The sequence below is a fragment of the Micromonospora sp. NPDC005237 genome (assembly GCF_040607775.1).
In the GTDB taxonomy this organism is placed as follows: domain Bacteria; phylum Actinomycetota; class Actinomycetes; order Mycobacteriales; family Micromonosporaceae; genus Micromonospora.
In genome coordinates this window covers 238,852-254,294 of the sequence record NZ_JBEXHJ010000001.1, presented here as the reverse complement: position 1 = coordinate 254,294, position 15,443 = coordinate 238,852, and the positions used below count along the sequence as shown (strand labels likewise).

14 protein-coding genes are annotated in these 15,443 nt (G+C 71.8%); 2 read left to right on the top strand and 12 right to left on the bottom strand.

Annotation, left to right across the window (positions count from 1 at the left end):
• Nucleotides 1–190: 190 nt before the first annotated feature.
• From ABZT87_RS01280 to ABZT87_RS01270, 3 genes are all read right to left on the bottom strand, one after another.
• Nucleotides 191–697 (bottom strand): hypothetical protein, encoded by a 507-nt coding sequence (locus tag ABZT87_RS01280; protein WP_355062967.1) that lies wholly within the window; start codon nt 695–697, stop codon nt 191–193.
• Between the two features lie 130 nt (nt 698–827).
• Nucleotides 828–1,841 carry a hypothetical protein gene (locus tag ABZT87_RS01275; protein ID WP_355132847.1) on the bottom strand — a complete coding sequence of 338 codons (1,014 nt, stop codon included), beginning with the start codon at nt 1,839–1,841 and terminating at the stop codon, nt 828–830.
• A complete protein-coding gene (locus ABZT87_RS01270) occupies nt 1,838–2,170 on the bottom strand; it encodes a PadR family transcriptional regulator (protein ID WP_234584103.1) in 333 nt (110 codons plus the stop codon). Before ABZT87_RS01270 ends, ABZT87_RS01275 begins: the two co-directional genes overlap by 4 nt.
• A gap of 615 nt (nt 2,171–2,785) precedes the next feature.
• Between ABZT87_RS01270 and ABZT87_RS01265 the strand changes: the two genes are divergently transcribed.
• The gene (locus tag ABZT87_RS01265; RefSeq protein ID WP_354854151.1) at nt 2,786–2,980 is read left to right on the top strand and encodes a DNA-binding protein; all 195 of its coding nucleotides are present in this window, start codon (nt 2,786–2,788) and stop codon (nt 2,978–2,980) included.
• A 142-nt stretch (nt 2,981–3,122) separates the two neighbouring features.
• Here ABZT87_RS01265 and ABZT87_RS01260 read toward each other — a convergent pair whose 3' ends face one another.
• The 5 genes from ABZT87_RS01260 to eno form a co-directional block, all read right to left on the bottom strand.
• Nucleotides 3,123–4,052 (bottom strand): Ppx/GppA phosphatase family protein, encoded by a 930-nt coding sequence (locus ABZT87_RS01260; protein WP_355133664.1) that lies wholly within the window; start codon nt 4,050–4,052, stop codon nt 3,123–3,125.
• Between the two features lie 47 nt (nt 4,053–4,099).
• On the bottom strand, nt 4,100–4,621 hold the full coding sequence (locus ABZT87_RS01255) for an amino-acid N-acetyltransferase (protein ID WP_355132845.1): 522 nt from the start codon (nt 4,619–4,621) through the stop codon (nt 4,100–4,102).
• Nucleotides 4,618–5,175, bottom strand: coding sequence for a DUF501 domain-containing protein (locus tag ABZT87_RS01250; RefSeq protein ID WP_355132843.1), 558 nt, complete (start codon nt 5,173–5,175; stop codon nt 4,618–4,620). Before ABZT87_RS01250 ends, ABZT87_RS01255 begins: the two co-directional genes overlap by 4 nt.
• Nucleotides 5,176–5,209: 34 nt before the next feature.
• Nucleotides 5,210–5,848: a septum formation initiator family protein gene (locus ABZT87_RS01245; RefSeq protein WP_355132841.1), complete on the bottom strand. Its 639-nt coding sequence runs from the start codon at nt 5,846–5,848 to the stop codon at nt 5,210–5,212.
• Between the two features lie 77 nt (nt 5,849–5,925).
• Nucleotides 5,926–7,209 (bottom strand): phosphopyruvate hydratase, encoded by a 1,284-nt coding sequence (gene eno, locus ABZT87_RS01240; protein WP_355132839.1) that lies wholly within the window; start codon nt 7,207–7,209, stop codon nt 5,926–5,928.
• Between the two features lie 213 nt (nt 7,210–7,422).
• Between eno and ABZT87_RS01235 the strand changes: the two genes are divergently transcribed.
• A complete protein-coding gene (locus tag ABZT87_RS01235; protein WP_355132837.1) occupies nt 7,423–8,115 on the top strand; it encodes a hypothetical protein in 693 nt (230 codons plus the stop codon).
• A 19-nt stretch (nt 8,116–8,134) separates the two neighbouring features.
• On the opposite strand, the gene ABZT87_RS01230 is transcribed toward ABZT87_RS01235, so the two are convergent.
• From ABZT87_RS01230 to mfd, 4 genes are all read right to left on the bottom strand, one after another.
• Nucleotides 8,135–9,754 (bottom strand): DUF885 domain-containing protein, encoded by a 1,620-nt coding sequence (locus tag ABZT87_RS01230; RefSeq protein WP_355132835.1) that lies wholly within the window; start codon nt 9,752–9,754, stop codon nt 8,135–8,137.
• A gap of 90 nt (nt 9,755–9,844) precedes the next feature.
• Nucleotides 9,845–10,855 (bottom strand): nucleoside triphosphate pyrophosphohydrolase, encoded by a 1,011-nt coding sequence (locus ABZT87_RS01225; RefSeq protein WP_355132833.1) that lies wholly within the window; start codon nt 10,853–10,855, stop codon nt 9,845–9,847.
• 2 nt (nt 10,856–10,857) lie between these two features.
• Nucleotides 10,858–11,625: a hypothetical protein gene (locus tag ABZT87_RS01220; protein WP_355132831.1), complete on the bottom strand. Its 768-nt coding sequence runs from the start codon at nt 11,623–11,625 to the stop codon at nt 10,858–10,860.
• A 116-nt stretch (nt 11,626–11,741) separates the two neighbouring features.
• Nucleotides 11,742–15,383 carry a transcription-repair coupling factor gene (gene mfd, locus ABZT87_RS01215; RefSeq protein WP_355132829.1) on the bottom strand — a complete coding sequence of 1,214 codons (3,642 nt, stop codon included), beginning with the start codon at nt 15,381–15,383 and terminating at the stop codon, nt 11,742–11,744.
• Between the last annotated feature and the right edge of the window lie 60 nt (nt 15,384–15,443).

Here is a 15,443-nt window from a genome sequence, read left to right as displayed (position 1 = left end):
GTCGCCCAGTGGTCCTACGTGCCGGTAGCCTGCCATGCCGCGCCTCCGCCGGGAAGACGCCGGAACAGTGGCATTCACCTCCTGTTCGCCGGACGGTGACCGGGGTATGCCGACGGCGGCGGGGAACGCTCCCCCGCCGCCGTCATCGGTCTCTCAGCTCGGTCTGACCTTTTCGGTCAGGCCTTTTCGGTCAGGCCTTCTTGGTCAGGCAGAGCACGTAGCCCTTCTTGCCCGACTCAATGCTGGAGAAGACGTACCCGTCCTGGCCTTCCTTGAAGAACTCGTTGCAGGTGGTGTCGGCCTTGGCCTGGGCCTCGGTCTGCCCGTCGATCCGACCGACCACGTTGTACGCGGCGTCGGTGGAGGTGCACTCGACGACCTTGGCGCCGTCGACCTTCTGCTGCTTGTCGCCCTTGATCTCGGGCAGTTCCGCGATGCAGTCGCCGGCCTTGGCGTCGGCCGTCTCGTCCTTGTTCAGGAAGTTGCCGATCGCCGCGCCGAGACCGAACTTCAGGCCGGCGACGACGAGAAACACGACGATCGCGCCGATGATGCCCAGCGCCTTCTTCCCACCGGACTTCTTCGCCTCCGGCTCGGCCGGGGGCGGCGTCTCGACACCCGGCTGGGCGGGCGTCTCGACGGCCGGCTGCTGCGGCGCGGCGTCGGACGCGGGGGGCGGTGCGACCTGCTCTGACACGGGGGTTCCTTCCGAGGGGTGGATGAGCAGACGACACCGTAACGATCATTGATTTCCGGTGTCGTCCCGCTCGCCTCGTCCGTTCAGCTATTTCCCAGCATCGTGTGCATGATCTGGTTCACATCACCCGTCAGCTCGTCGCGGTCGGGCTCGGGTCGCCACTCGGCGTGGCACTCGGCGTCACACTCGGGCTCGCCGTGGTCGGCGCCTGGGTCGGAACCGACGGGGTCTCGCTCGGCGTCGACGTGCCGGTCGGCTGCGGCCCGCTCGTCGGCCGGCCGGGCATGCCCGGGCCTCGCGGCCCGAAGGGCGCCTGGTCCGGGCAGTACGGGTAGGCCCGCAGCAGCGGATTGCCGTAGGCCGCGGCCGGGTCGGCGCAGTCCGGATAGCCGAGTCGGATGGGGTTGCCGTTCTCGTCGAAGAGCCGGGCGTTCTCCACCAGGCGACCCTCGCTGTCGTAGACGAAGACGTCCCTGATCCGGTCGTACGGGTTGTCGACAGACGTCGGGTCGTAGCCGTAGTCGCCGTAGCGCATCCGGTTCTCGGCCTGCATCAGGGCCGAGAGCGCGAACACCACAAGCACCGCGCTGCCGACCTGCAAGGCGGACCTCGGCCAGCGGCTCAATTGACCGGATCGGCGACCGAGCCAGATCGAGGCGAGCACGAAACCGACGAGCATGATCAGGCCGGCCAGCAGCTCCCCACCGAACCGGGGCAGCAGACCGAAACTCCCACCCGTGGTGATCACGGTGACCAGCATCGCCGCCAGATAGCCGCGCGCTACCCACCAACCCGGGCGCAGCAGACGGAGGAAGTCGCTGGCCGTCGCGTACCCCAGGGGTGGGCCGAGCCGGGTGTCGATCGCGCGCAGCCGGCCGCGGAGCCGGACCACGACGGTGGCGACCCGCTGGTCGAGGTTGCGCCCACCGCCCACGCCGACGCCGGCAGCGGCGCGCAGCTCGGCGGCGTACGTCTCCGGCTCACCCAGCCGCTCGACGAGGGTGCCCTCGGCCTCGGCGGCGACCTCGGTGAGATGGTCGGCGAGATCCTCGGTCAGCTCGGTGAGCCGGTCGGGCGGCAGGTCGGCCAGAGCGGCCCGGACCCGCGCCACGTAGTCGGTGATCTCCTGCTCCGTGACGGTCATGCCGCCAGCCCCCGATCGTCGAGCAGAGTGTCCATTGTGGTGGCGAACGAGCGCCAGAGCTTGCCGGAGCGGGTCAACTGGTCACGCCCGGCGGCGTTGAGTGAGTAGTACTTACGGTGCGGGCCGGTCTCGCTCGGCACGACGTAGGTGGTGAGCAGGCCGGCGGCGAAGAGGCGGCGCAGCGTGCCGTAGACCGAGGCGTCGCCGATCTCCTCCAGGCCGGCCTCGCGGAGCCGGCGCAGGATGTCGTAACCGTAGCCGTCCTCCTCCTTCAGGACGGCCAGGACGGCCAGATCGAGCACGCCCTTCAACAACTGTGTGGTGTCCACGCATTGCACACTAGTGCGCAATGCGAAGTAGCGTCAACGATTCCGGCCCTCGCCGCGCCGAGCGGGACCCGGGCGCTTGATCCACTCCAGGTCGGCGATGTGGGGGCATCCGCCCGACGGGACACCGCAATATCGCCGACATTGAATCGATCACCGAGACAGCGGGGGTCCATCCCGGCCTGCGGGATCAGTCGGCACAACGCCCAGGGTGGTCGGGGCGGACTCGGACCCCCTGGCGGTCCAGCCCACGAACCTGGCGAACAGGTCGGCCGGGGATGGCGCCGGGTTCGGATTGAGCTTGATCAGATCTGCGGTGGCCTCAAACAACAGGCCAGCCATGTAGATGCTCAGGCCGACCCGGTCACGTCGGTACTCCATGGTCAACAACAGCCGCGCCGGCTGACATGGCCAAGCGGCAGCGCACACCCGGCACAGCCACAGAGGTCGCATCGGCAGATGTGGGCGCATCGCCCGACGCTGGCGGTCGTGAACTGGGGAAACGTTGGACGCTGCCATTACTTAAGGGTGATCGCATCGTAGCCCCTAGTCAAGGCCCTAGTAGGGTGTTGCCCAACTAGGGCCTTGACTAGTAGGGGCATGTCTAGCCTCCGAGGAATGGGCCGGAATCTCATGGGTGCATACGAGATTCGGATGCGGCTGGGCGTCAGCAGGCAGCGCGTGGAGCAGCTCATGAAGCGTCCCGACTGGCCGGAGCCGTATGAAGCGTTGGCCACGGGGCGAATCTGGCGCACCGAGGACATCGAGGCTTGGATCCGCGTGCACCGCCCTAATCTGGACGACGAAGACTGAAGAACGGCCCTACTCAGGCCGCTTACTGCCTGAAGGCGACGCCAAGCGCTTAGATCAACACGAGATCGCCGATATCGGGGTGTCCAAGTGTCCCGGATACCGCGATATCGGCGATGCGGAGTCGATCAAGGCCGCGGGTGGCCTACTGGAGGCTCCAGGCGATGCCGTCCAGGATGTCGTGCTCCGAGGCGACCACCGAGGGCATCCCGGCCCGCTCCATGATCACGCGGAGCACGAGCGCGCCCGCCGCGATCACGTCGGCCCGGCCCGGGTGCATCACCGGAATCTCCAGCCGCTGCGCGCTGGTCCGCGAAAGCAGATCCTCGGTCACCTGGGCCACCGCCTCGTACGACACCCGGGCGTGGTGGATGCGCTCCGGGTCGTACTCCCGCAGGCCCTGAGCGATGGCGACCACTGTGGTGACCGAACCGGCGAGGCCGACCAGGGTGGCCGCCTCGCGGCCGGGCACCGCCGCGAGCGCCCGGTCCACCACGGCGGCGATGTCGGCCTGCGCGGCGGCGATCTGCTCGGCCGTCGGCGGGTCGCCCGCCAGGTGCCGCTCGGTCATCCGGACGCAGCCGATGTCCACGGAGATCGCCGACCGCACGCCGGCCGCCCGGTCACCGACCACGAACTCGGTGGAGCCACCGCCGATGTCGACGACCAGGAACGGCTCCAACGCGTCGGCGGGCAGGCCGCGCACCGCACCGGTGAACGACAGCCGGGCCTCCTCGTCGCCGCTGACCACCTCGGGCGGCACCCCGAGGGTGCGCTGCACCATCTCCGTGAACTCGGCGGCGTTGGCAGCGTCGCGGGAGGCCGAGGTGGCGCACATCCGCACCCGCTGGGCGCCCAACTTCTCGATGTCGGCGGCGTACGACGCCAGCGCCACCCGCGTCCGCTCGATCGCCTCCGGCGCCAGCCGCCCCGTCCGGTCCACGCCCTGCCCGAGCCGGACGATCTCCATCCGCCGGGTCACGTCGGTCAGCGGGGCCTGCGGCCCGGCCGACTCGTCGGGCAGGTCGGCGACCAGCAGTCGGATCGAGTTGGTCCCGCAGTCGATGGCCGCCACACGCGTCGTCACCCGGCAACCCTACGACAACCGGCGACCCGCGCCGCTCACAGGCGCAGCAGCATCCGGGTGTTGCCCAGCGTGTTCGGCTTGACCCGCTCCAGGTCCAGGAACTGCGCGACACCCTCGTCGTACGAGCGCAGCAGTTGCTCGTAGACCGGCTGCGGCACCGGAGCGCCGTCGATCTCGCGGAACCCGAACGAGCCGAAGAAGCGGGTCTCGAAGGTGAGCGCGAAGATCCGCGCGACGCCCAACTCCCGGGCCGCGTCGATCAGCTCACTCACCAGCCGGTGCCCGATCCGCCGGCCCCGGCAGGACGGGTCGACGGCCACCGTGCGGATCTCGGCCAGGTCCTCCCACATCACGTGCAACGCCCCGCAGCCCACCACGACGCCGTCGTCGGGCCGGACCGCCACGCGGAACTCCTGCACGTCCTCGTAGAGGGTGACGGTGGCCTTGCTCAGCAGCCGCCGGTCGTCGGTGTACGTGTCGACCAACCGGCGGATGCCCCGTACGTCCCCGGTGCGGGCTGGCCGCACCAGGATCTGCCCCTCGGTCTGGGCTGTCATTCGGCCGGGGGGACGTCGACGCACGGGCCGCTCGTCCACCAGGGCTCGACCAGCGCCAACGTCTCGTCACCGAACGGGTTCACGCCGGGGCCGGCGCCCAGGGCGTGACCGAGGTGCACGTGCAGGCACTTCACCCGGCCCGGCATCCCACCGGCGGAGATGCCCGCGATCTCCGGCACCTCGCCAATCGCCTCCCGGCGGGCCAGGTAGTCCTCGTGCGCGGTGCGGTAGTGGGCCGCCAGCTCGGGATCCGTCGTCAGCCGGTCGGCCATCTCCCGCATCAGCCCGGCCGACTCCAGCCGGCTGCACGCCGCGGTGGCCCGGGGGCAGGTCAGGTAGTACAGCGTCGGGAACGGGGTGCCGTCGGCGAGGCGGGGCGTCGTCTCCACCACGTCGGGCAGGCCGCACGGGCAGCGGTGGGCCACCGCCCGGGTGCCCCGGGGCGTCCGGCCGAGCTGCGCCGCCACCGCGGCCAGGTCGGCCTCGGTGGCCGGCTCCCGCTGCGGCAGGGGTACGGAATCCGCCGCCGACTCCGGCGGTGGTGCGACAGTCACGGTGCTCGTCTCTCCTGGTGTGCTGGTCGGTGGTTCACTTGCCCGGCTGCTGGCTGTCCGCCGCCCGCACACTCGACCAGAGCGTGTCGTACCAGGTCGTCGGACCGGCCGGGGCGCCCGAGCCGGGCGACTTGCCGGCGTCGCGGGCAGCGCCCTCCGGGTCGTTCAGCACCACCATCATCTTCTCGCCCGGCCGGCCCATGAAGAACCGCTCCCGAACCTGCGTCGTGATGTACTCGTCGTCCTTCCACTTCGCGGCCTCGGCGGCGAGCTTGGCGATCTCGGCCTCCTGCGCCGCCTGGGCGGCCTCCATCCGCTCGATGTCGGCCTGCTGGTCCAGGTAGACGCGCACGGGATAGGTGTACGCGAGGGCGAGCGCGATCAGCACCGCGCACAGCACGGTGGCCCGGCCGGTGAAGCGACGGGGATGGGGTGCGGCGAGCCGCTTCACGGCGCCGCCGGCGGCGGTACGCCGAGCGGCGGCCGGACGGTTCGCCGAGCGCACGCCCTCGGCGCCCCGGACCGCGCCCGGCGCCCGGCCGGCGGCGCCGCGCGGTTCGGCGCGTACGCCGGCGTCCCGGAGCGACCCACGGGTGGCCCGGCCAGCACCCGGCCGGCCGGACTGACCCGGTCGACGGGCGGGACGTTGACCACCCGGTGTGCGGCGCTGCATCGTCACACCCCTCCCCCGAGGCTCCATGCGTTACAGAGATTGCCGGAAGCCCCGCGGTGGGGCTTCCCGACCACGTCTCAGGCCGAACGGTAGCGCGGGAACGCGCCGGCGCCCGCGTAGCGCGCCGCGTCGGCCAGCTCCTCCTCGATCCGGAGCAGCTGGTTGTACTTCGCGACCCGGTCCGAGCGGGCCGGCGCGCCGGTCTTGATCTGGCCGCAGCCCGTCGCCACCGCCAGGTCGGCGATGGTGGTGTCCTCGGTCTCGCCGGAGCGGTGGCTCATCATGCACTTGAAGCCGGCCCGGTGGGCCAGGTCCACCGCGTCCAGGGTCTCGGTCAGCGAACCGATCTGGTTGACCTTGACGAGGACGGCGTTGGCCGCCTTCTCCGCGATGCCGCGGGCGATGCGCTGCGGGTTGGTCACGAACAGGTCGTCGCCGACGATCTGCACCCGGTCGCCGATCGACGCGGTCAGCGTCTGCCAGCCCGTCCAGTCGTCCTCCGCCAGCGGGTCCTCGATCGACACGATCGGGTACGCGTCGGCGAGCTTGGTGTAGTAGGTGCTCATCTCCTCGGCGGACTTCGCGGCGCCCTCGAAGGTGTAGGTGCCGTTGTCGAAGAATTCCGTGGCCGCCACGTCGAGGGCGAACACGATGTCGGTGCCGAGCCGGTAACCGGCCTTCTCGACCGCCTCGGCGATCAGGTCCAGGGCGGCCGCGTTGGTGGGCAGATTCGGCGCGAAGCCACCCTCGTCACCGAGCCCGGTCGACAGGCCCTTCTTCTTCAGCACCGACTTCAGCGCGTGGTAGACCTCCGCGCCCGAGCGCAGCGCCTCGCGGAAGGTGGGCGCACCGATCGGCGCGACCATGAACTCCTGGATGTCGACGTTGGAGTCGGCGTGCGCGCCACCGTTGAGGATGTTCATCATCGGCACCGGCAGCAGGTGCGCGTTCGGGCCGCCCAGGTAGCGGAAGAGGCTCAGCTCGGCGCTGCCGGCAGCCGCCTTCGCCACCGCCAGGGAGACCCCGAGGATGGCGTTCGCGCCCAGCTCCGACTTGCTGTCGGTGCCGTCGATGTCGAGCATCTTCTGGTCGATGAGCCGCTGCTCGCTGGCCTCGTACCCGATGATCTGGTCGACGATCCTGTCTTCGACGTTGGAGACCGCCTTCTCCACGCCCTTGCCCTGGTAGCGGTCGGCGTCACCGTCGCGCAGCTCGATCGCCTCGAACGCGCCGGTGGAGGCGCCGGAGGGCACTGCGGCGCGGGCCACCGTGCCGTCGTCCAGGCCGACCTCGACCTCGACCGTCGGGTTGCCCCGCGAGTCGAGAATCTCCCGGGCGACGATTCCCTCGATGGTTGCCACTGAGTCGCTCCTCGTTGTTGTGATCCGGTCCGTGGGTGGGCCGCGACGGTGCGGCTGAGGCAGGTGTTGAACGCAGCGTATCGGGCGGCGGGATCGGGCACGGCGTCGCCCGCGCACCCGAGTCGCCCCGCACTGACGGACATTCCCGGATTTCCGGGCGTCAACCGGCAACGGGTTTGCGCTGCGCCGACTTGATCCACCAGGCTGGTCGTCATGCCCGCCGCCTCGACCACCCTCCGCATGCTCGCCGTGTCGGTCATCGCGTCGCTCACGGTCACCGGCTGTCAGACATACGAGGACGCCGGACGCGCCATGGGTCGCTCGGATCTCGTCAACGACCTCGCCGCCCGCCTGGACCGGGCGCTGGAGTTGACCTACTCGGCCAACTACCAACTGCCCGGCGGCCAGACCGCCGCGATCGTGCAGGCGCAGGATCCGGCCCGCTCCGCGTACACCTACCCGGGTGGGCGGCTCACCGTCACGCCGGACGCCGTCACCCGCTGCACGGCGACCGGCGGTCGGATGGCGTGCACGCTCGTGGCGCCACCCACCCCGGGCAGCAAGCCCACCGTGGCGCTCTTCACCGAGGCGAACCGGCAGGGCCTCGTCACCCCGCCGGTGGTGGTCGGGCTGCTGACCGCCGCCGCACTCGACCCGCAGGCGGTGATCAAGCAGAGCGACACCACAGTCGCCGGGCATCACGCCGCGTGCGTCGAGGTGCAGCGCTCGGACGGCGACTTCAGCGCCTGTGTGACCACCGAGGGCGTGCTCGGCAACTTCCTCGGCGCGGTCGACGGCAAACCGATGGAGCTGGCGTTGAGCAGCTACTCCGAGACGGTGGAGACGAACGCCTTCGACCCGCCCGCCGGAGCCGGCGTGGTGGACCGTCGGCCGGGCGGCTCCTGACCGGCTCGACCGAGCCGGGTCAGACGCCCAGCAGGGTGCGCAGGTGGCGCGGGGGCGGGCAGTCCTGGGCGAGCATCGCGTCGTGCCAGTCGCGCACCGACACCCCGTCCGGGCGGGCTGCGGCGATCTCGGCCATCTCGCTGTACCCGACGAAGTAGGTGGAGAGCTGCGTCGAGGTGAGCAGCGACCGGCGCCACTTGCCGGCCGCCTCGCCTTCCTCCTGGAAGCCGCGCCCGGTCATGAGCGCCATCGCCTCGGCCTCGGGCAGCTCCTCGGCGTGCACCAACTGGTCGAGCAGCGCATTGATGGTCATCCGGAGCTGCATCTTGAGCTGCTGCAACCGCACCGGCAGGCCACCGAAGCCGAGCCCGGCCATCAGCTCCTCGGCGTACACCGCCCATCCCTCGACGAACGGACCGGAGCGGGCCAGCGCCCGCACCCTCGTGCCGCCGACGTGCCGCCGGGCGTGGGCGAGCTGGAGGAAGTGGCCGGGCATCGCCTCGTGCACGGTGAGGTTGCGGACCATGTGGTCGTTGTATTCGCGGTAGAAGGAGTCCACGCGCAGCGCCGACCAGTCCGCCGGGGTGGGCGCGATGCAGTAGAAGGTTGGCAGGGCGGCGGTCTCCAGCGGGCCGGGCGCGTCGCAGTAGGCCACCGCGACCCCCCGGGCGAACTCCGGCATCTCCTGGATCACGCACCGGTCGTCGACCACTGTCACCAGGTCGTGCAGGCGGACGAAGTCGGTCGCCTCGTCCAGGGTCACGCCGGCCAGCTCGACGATTGTCGAGTCGTCCGGGTGCTCGGCGGCGAGCACGTCCAGCGCCCGGCGTACCGTCGCGTCGTCGGCCGGCCCGCCGACCAGCTCGACGGCCGCCGCACGGATCTCCGCGGTGACCCGGTCCAGGTTGGCCCAGGCGCGGCGCTGGATCTCGGCGGCTCCCAGCTCGGTGTCGAGGGTGTGCCAGAGCCGCGCCTCCCAGCGGCGGCGGCCCAGTCGCGGGTCGCGGCCGGGGCCCGCGTCGGCGGCCAGGCCGACGCGCAGCCAGGCGACGAACTCCTCCAGCGCGGCGATCGCGGCGGTGGCCGCCGGCTCGACCTTGTCGAGGCTGCCCGGCGCCTGGGCGATCAGCGGCGGCAGCTCGTCGCGGATCAGAGCGGCCGTGCCGGTGAACTGCCCGACCGCCGTCTCGGCGTGGATCCGCGGCATGTCCCGCAGCGTCGCGCGGGCGGTGGCGAGGGCATCCGGTACGGCGGCGAGCCGGCCGGCCAACTGCGTCAACCGCACCTCGGCCGGGGCGTACGGACGGGCCAGCAGCGGGTGCAGCAGCGGACCGGGGTTGTGGTGCAGCGGATCCCACTCGTGCGACCGGATCTCGGTCAGCTCGAACAGCTCCCGGTCCACGAAGGAGGTGAGCAGCGCGTGATCCACCTGCTCGTCGACGTCCAGCGAGTCGGGGTCCAGTTCGGACAGCGCGTTCGCCGCGTCGGAGAGCATCACCCGATCGGCGGCCAGCGCGTCGGCGGACAGATCCGGAAGCCGGTCGTCGAACCGATGATCCCCGGCCGAGGTGGCGACCCCCGGCCGCGACTCCAGCAGAGCCTCAACAACCCGCTCCGCGAGTACCCCAAACTCCTCCACCGGCCCCACCCTACCCAGCCCCCCGCGCCCACCTCGGTGATCAAGAGGTTTGGGTCGGATCCGAGCCGGATCCTGACGCGAACCTCTTGATCAACGCGGGTCGACGGGTGGGGGTGGGGGTGGGGGTGCGGGCTGGGTTTCGGCGGCTCGGACGGCTTGGGCGTACGCCAGGGTGACCCGGCGGAGGGCCGCTTCGGGGTCGATACCCGCCTCGCGGGCCGCGACGACGGTTGCCAGCAGGCTCGCGCCCAGTCTCGCTTCGGCGTCCACCTGCGTGGCGGCCAGCGGAGGTGGGACCTCGATGCCGTTGCGGGTGGCGCGTTCCAGGATCTGCGCGGCCAGGGCCAGGGCGGGTTGGCTCAGCGCCACACCGTCCAGGACGGAATCGCGCGCCTTCTCGACCCGCTTGATCCGCTCCCAGTTGGCGGTGATCTCCTCCAGCGTGCCCGCCTCGGCGCCGGCGAAGACGTGCGGATTGCGCCGGATCATCTTGTCGACCAGGCCACCCGCCACGTCGTCGATGGTCCACCGCTCGCCCTCGGGCAGCTCCTCCGCGAGCCGGGCGTGCAGGACCACCTGCAGCAGCACGTCGCCCAACTCCTCACGTAACGAGTCGGTGTCGTCCGCGACCATCGCGTCGTACGCCTCGTAGCTCTCCTCCAGCAGGTAGCCCGCGAGGCTGCGGTGCGTCTGCGCCCGTTTCCACGGGTCGCCGCCCGGCGAGGCCAGCCGGTCCAGTACGGCCACCGCGTCGAGCAGCCGGGCCCCCGGCGGGTCCCACGAGCCGTACATCAGCTCCAACTCGGCAAGCCCCGGCTCCCGGGCCAGCCGCAGACCCAGCTCCCGGGCCAGGGCCTCGTCGCCGGCCGGGCCGGCCAACCAGACCGCCGTGCCGTGCGCCGCGACCGTGTCGAGCAGCGGCTGCGTCGCCGGGCCGTCCACGATCCTCACCTCGGCGCCCGCCTGACGCACGGCCGTGGTCAACTCGCTCTCCGCGCCGGCCAGGACCGGATGCTGGCGTACGACGTCCCAGGCGGCCGAGGTCAGCAGGCCGGCCGGCAACCGGGGTGAGGTGACCAGCAGGACGATCCGTGCCGTCATGCTCAGCTGGCCGTGCCCTCGGCGTCCGGGTTCGCGCTCGACGGCACCGCGTCCGGGGTGGAGACGTCGGTGACAGTTCCGGAGCCCGCCTCGCCCAGCGGCACGCTCACCGCGGGAGCGTTGCCCTCGAAGGTCAGCACCGGGAACTCCAGCGGCCGGTACCGGGGGTTGACGGTCACGTCGTGGCTCTCGACCGCCTCGACCAGCGACCTGCGGGTCGCGAGCGCGGCGCGCAACTGGTCGCGCGACTGCTCGCCGTCGAGCTGACGGGCGGCGTCCTCGTCGCTCACGTTGGCCGGGATCTTGGCGGCCTTGCGACCCGCCGCGACCACGTCGGCCAACTCCTTGTCGGTCGGGGCGACCGCCTCGCCGGAGGGCACCCCGGACAGGCAGGTGTAGAGCTCGGCGACCGAGCGCACGTACCGGGTGTCGGGCGAGAGCCCGAACTGCTGGGCGGCCTGCTCGGGCGACACCTGGGCGCGCGGCTGGTAGTTCTTCTCCTTGGACACCCGCCCGCACACCTCGCCGAGCACCAGCACGCTGGCCACCTCGGCCGGGCCGGGCAGCCGCGGCTGCGCAGCGGCGGACGGGTCCTCCGCGGGGGGCGTCGGGTTCTTCGCCCGCAGGTCGTCCAGCATGGCGGTCACCGCATCCTGGGTGATGCGGTGATCCCCGACGTAGGCGGCGACACCGGGCTCGGCACGGCAACCGGAGAGGGCGACGATGCCGACCGCCACGGTGGCGACGGCGACAAGACGGCGAGCACGCATGACCGTCACTCTCTCACGCCATCACCGGGCGCTGTGACGCCCCCCACCTCCACCCGCGCGCTCGGGCGCGCGCTTCCGTCGTACCGGCACGTGCCGGTACGACGGAAGCGCCGTGCTCACCCGGCCGCGGCGACCAGCGGGGCGGGGGCGCCCAGCACGTCGGAGAGCAGTTGCGCGCACCACTCGAGCAGCGCCTGGTCACGCAGCGGCTCGCCGCCGATCCGACGGGTGGTCGGTCGGGGCACGCTTACCTGGTCGGTGGCCTGCTTGTAGACGGCGTCCGGGTGGTAGCGCTTGAGCCGCATCTGCTTCGAGTCGGGCAGCGGCAGCGGCCCGAACCGGATGTGCTTGCCCTGCATGGTCACGTCGCTCAGGCCGTACCGGCGGGCCAGCAGGCGGAACCGGGCCACCGCCACCAGGTTCTGCACCGGGGCCGGCGGCTCGCCGTACCGGTCGGTCATCTCGGCGACGACCTCGCGCAGACGCTCCTCGTCGCGTGCCTCGGCGAGCTTGCGGTACATCTCCAGGCGCAGCCGCTCCACACTCACGTAGTCGTGCGGCAGGTGGGCGTCGATCGGCAGGTCGATCTTGACGTCGGCCTCCTCCTCCGGCCGCTCACCCTTGAACGCGGAGACGGCCTCGCCGACCATGCGCACGTACAGGTCGAAGCCGACGCCCTCGATGTGCCCCGACTGCTCGCCGCCGAGCAGGTTGCCGGCGCCCCGGATCTCCAGGTCCTTCATGGCCACGTACATGCCGGCGCCCAGCTCGGTGTGCTGCGCGATGGTGGCCAGCCGCTCGTGGGCGTGCTCGGTGAGCGGCTTCTCCGGCGGGTAGAGGAAGTAGGCGTACGCCCGCTCCCGACCCCGGCCGACCCGGCCGCGGATCTGGTGCAGCTGGGCCAGACCGAGCAGGTCGGCCCGCTCCACGATCAGGGTGTTGGCGTTCGGGATGTCGATGCCCGACTCGACGATCGTGGTGCAGACCAGGACGTCGAACTCCTTCTCCCAGAAGCCGACCATGACCTTCTCCAGGGCTTCCTCGCCCATCTGGCCGTGCGCCACCGCGACCCGCGCCTCGGGGACCAGTTCCCGCAGCCGCCGTGCCGCCCGGTCGATCGACTCGACCCGGTTGTGCAGGTAGAAGACCTGCCCGTCGCGGAGCAGCTCACGGTGGATGGACGCGGCGACCTGCCGGTCGTCCTGCGCGCCGACGAAGGTGAGCACCGGGTGCCGCTCCTCCGGCGGGGTGGCGATGGTGGACATCTCCCGGATGCCGGTGATCGCCATCTCCAGGGTGCGCGGGATCGGGGTGGCCGACATGCTCAGCACGTCGACCGAGGCCCGCAGCGTCTTGAGGTGCTCCTTGTGCTCGACGCCGAACCGCTGCTCCTCGTCGACGATCACCAGACCGAGCTGCTTGAACCGGGTCGCGGTCTGGAGCAGCCGGTGGGTGCCGATGACGATGTCGACGGTGCCGTCGGCGACCATCTCCAGCGTCCGCTCGGTTTCCTTCGGGGTCTGGAACCGCGACAGCTGCCGGATCTGCACCGGGAACTGGCTCATCCGCTCGGCGAAGGTGTTGTAGTGCTGCTGCACCAGCAGCGTCGTCGGCACCAGCACCGCCACCTGCTTGCCGTCCTGCACGGCCTTGAACGCCGCCCGGACCGCGATCTCGGTCTTGCCGTAGCCGACGTCGCCGCAGATCAGCCGGTCCATCGGGACGGTCTGTTCCATGTCCCGCTTGACCTCGTCGATAGCGGCGAGCTGGTCTGGCGTCTCCTGCCACGGGAACGCGTCCTCCAGCTCCCGCTGCCACGGGGTGTCCGGGCCGAACGAGTGGCCCTTGGACGCCTTGCGGGCGGCGTACAGCTGGATGAGCTGCGCGGCGATCTCCCAGACCGCCTTGCGAGCCCGCGCCTTGGACTTCTGCCAGTCCGAGCCGCCCATCTTGTGCAGCGTCGGCTGCTCGCCGCCCACGTAGCGGGAGAGCTGGTCGAGCTGGTCGGTCGGGACGAACAGCCGGTCGCCGGGCTGGCCACGCTTGCTGGCCGCGTACTCGATGACCAGGTATTCCCGGCTCGCGCCGTTGACGGTGCGCTGCACCAGCTCGACGTACCGGCCGATGCCGTGCTGCTCGTGCACCACGAAGTCGCCGGCCTTGAGCTCCAGCGGGTCGATGGTGTTGCGCCGACGGCTCGGCATCTTGCGCATGTCGCGCGTCGAGGTGCCCCGGCCGCCGGTGACGTCGTTGCCGGTGAGCAGCACGAAACGGGACGCCTCGTCGACGAACCCACTGCCCAGCGCGCCGCAGGAGACGACCAGCTCGCCGGGGGCGGGCGCGGTCGGCACCTCCTCGGTCAGCCGGGCGCCCAGCCCGGCGTCGCGCAGCACCTCCACCGCCCGCTGGGCGGGGCCGTGGCCCTCGAAGACCAGCGCGATCGACCAGCCCTCGCCGGCCCAGCGCTTGAGGTCGTCGACCACCCGCGCGGTCTCGCCGTGGTAGAGCGGGGCCGGCTGCGCGGCGAGGGTCACCGCGATGGCGTCGTCCGGGGTGACCACGGCCTGCTCGGGCGCGTCCTCCCAGGGCTGGCGCGCCTGCGCCGTCTCGGCTTCACCCAGACCGAACGGGGACAGCGTCCACCACGGCTGGCCGAGGTCGGCGGCGGTGGCGCGGACCTCGCCCAGGGTGCGGAAGGCGGCGGCGCCGACGTCCACCGGGGCCTGGCCACCGACCGCGGCGGCGGCCCAGCTGGCCTGCAAGAACTCGTCCGAGGTACGCACCAGGTCGTGCGCCCTCGTGCGGATGCGCTCCGGGTCGCACAGCAGGACGTGGGTGCCGGCCGGCATGGCGTCCAGCAGCAGCTCCAGCGAGTCGGGGCCGACCAGCACCGGCGCCAGCGACTCCATCCCCTCCACCGGGATGCCCTCGGCCAGCTTGTCCAGGATCTCGGCCAGCTCCGGGTGCTGCTCGGCCAGCGCGGCGGCCCGCTCGCGGACCGCCGGGGTGAGCAGCAACTCGCGGCAGGGCGGCGCCCAGAGCAGCGGAACCTGCTCGATGGTCCGCTGGTCGGCGACGGCGAAGGTGCGGATCTCCTCCACCTCGTCGCCCCAGAACTCGACCCGGGACGGGTGCTCGTCGGTGGGCGGGAAGACGTCCAGGATGCCGCCGCGCACCGCGAACTCGCCGCGCTTGGTGACCAGGTCGACGCGGGCGTACGCCATGTCGGTCAGCCGGCGGGCGACCTCCTCCAGGTCCGCCTCCTCGCCGGCGGCGAGCTGCACCGGCTCCAGGTCGCCGAGCCCCTTGAGCTGCGGTTGCAGCAGTGAACGGACGGGTGCCACGACCACCCGCAGCGGCCCGGTGCCGCCGTGTGCGTCGGTCGACTCGGGGTGCGCGAGGCGGCGCAGCACGGCCAGCCGGCGGCCCACCGTGTCGGAGCGGGGAGAGAGCCGCTCGTGCGGCAGCGTCTCCCAGGAGGGGAAGACCACCACCTGCTCCGGCGGCAGCAGCGCACCCAGCGCGGCGGCCAGGTCGTCGGCCTCCCGGGTGGTGGCGGTCACCGCCAGCACGGGTCGCCCGGCCCCGCCACCGGCGCCGTCGGGGTCGGCCGCGACGGCGGCCACCGCGAACGGGCGCAGCGCCGCCGGAGCGGTGATGTCGAGGCCGTCGACCTGGGCGGCACCGGAGCGCGCCAGGTCACGCGCCCGGGTCAGCCCGGGGTCGGCCAGGGCGGCGGAGAACAGACCGGTGAGCAAGGGATTCCTTCCAGGGGAGTCGGCGCACACCACTTCGGCCCCTCGTCCAGCCGGACGGGG

Excerpts from the sequence above, each read along its gene's own strand:
- ABZT87_RS01275 (WP_355132847.1), bottom strand. The coding sequence starts at position 1,841 with ATGACCGTCACGGAGCAGGAGATCACCGACTACGTGGCGCGGGTCCGG.
- ABZT87_RS01265 (WP_354854151.1), top strand. The coding sequence starts at position 2,786 with ATGGGCCGGAATCTCATGGGTGCATACGAGATTCGGATGCGGCTGGGC.
- ABZT87_RS01255 (WP_355132845.1), bottom strand. The coding sequence starts at position 4,621 with ATGACAGCCCAGACCGAGGGGCAGATCCTGGTGCGGCCAGCCCGCACC.
- ABZT87_RS01245 (WP_355132841.1), bottom strand. The coding sequence starts at position 5,848 with ATGCAGCGCCGCACACCGGGTGGTCAACGTCCCGCCCGTCGACCGGGT.
- ABZT87_RS01235 (WP_355132837.1), top strand. The coding sequence starts at position 7,423 with ATGCCCGCCGCCTCGACCACCCTCCGCATGCTCGCCGTGTCGGTCATC.
- ABZT87_RS01225 (WP_355132833.1), bottom strand. The coding sequence starts at position 10,855 with ATGACGGCACGGATCGTCCTGCTGGTCACCTCACCCCGGTTGCCGGCC.
- ABZT87_RS01220 (WP_355132831.1), bottom strand. The coding sequence starts at position 11,625 with ATGCGTGCTCGCCGTCTTGTCGCCGTCGCCACCGTGGCGGTCGGCATC.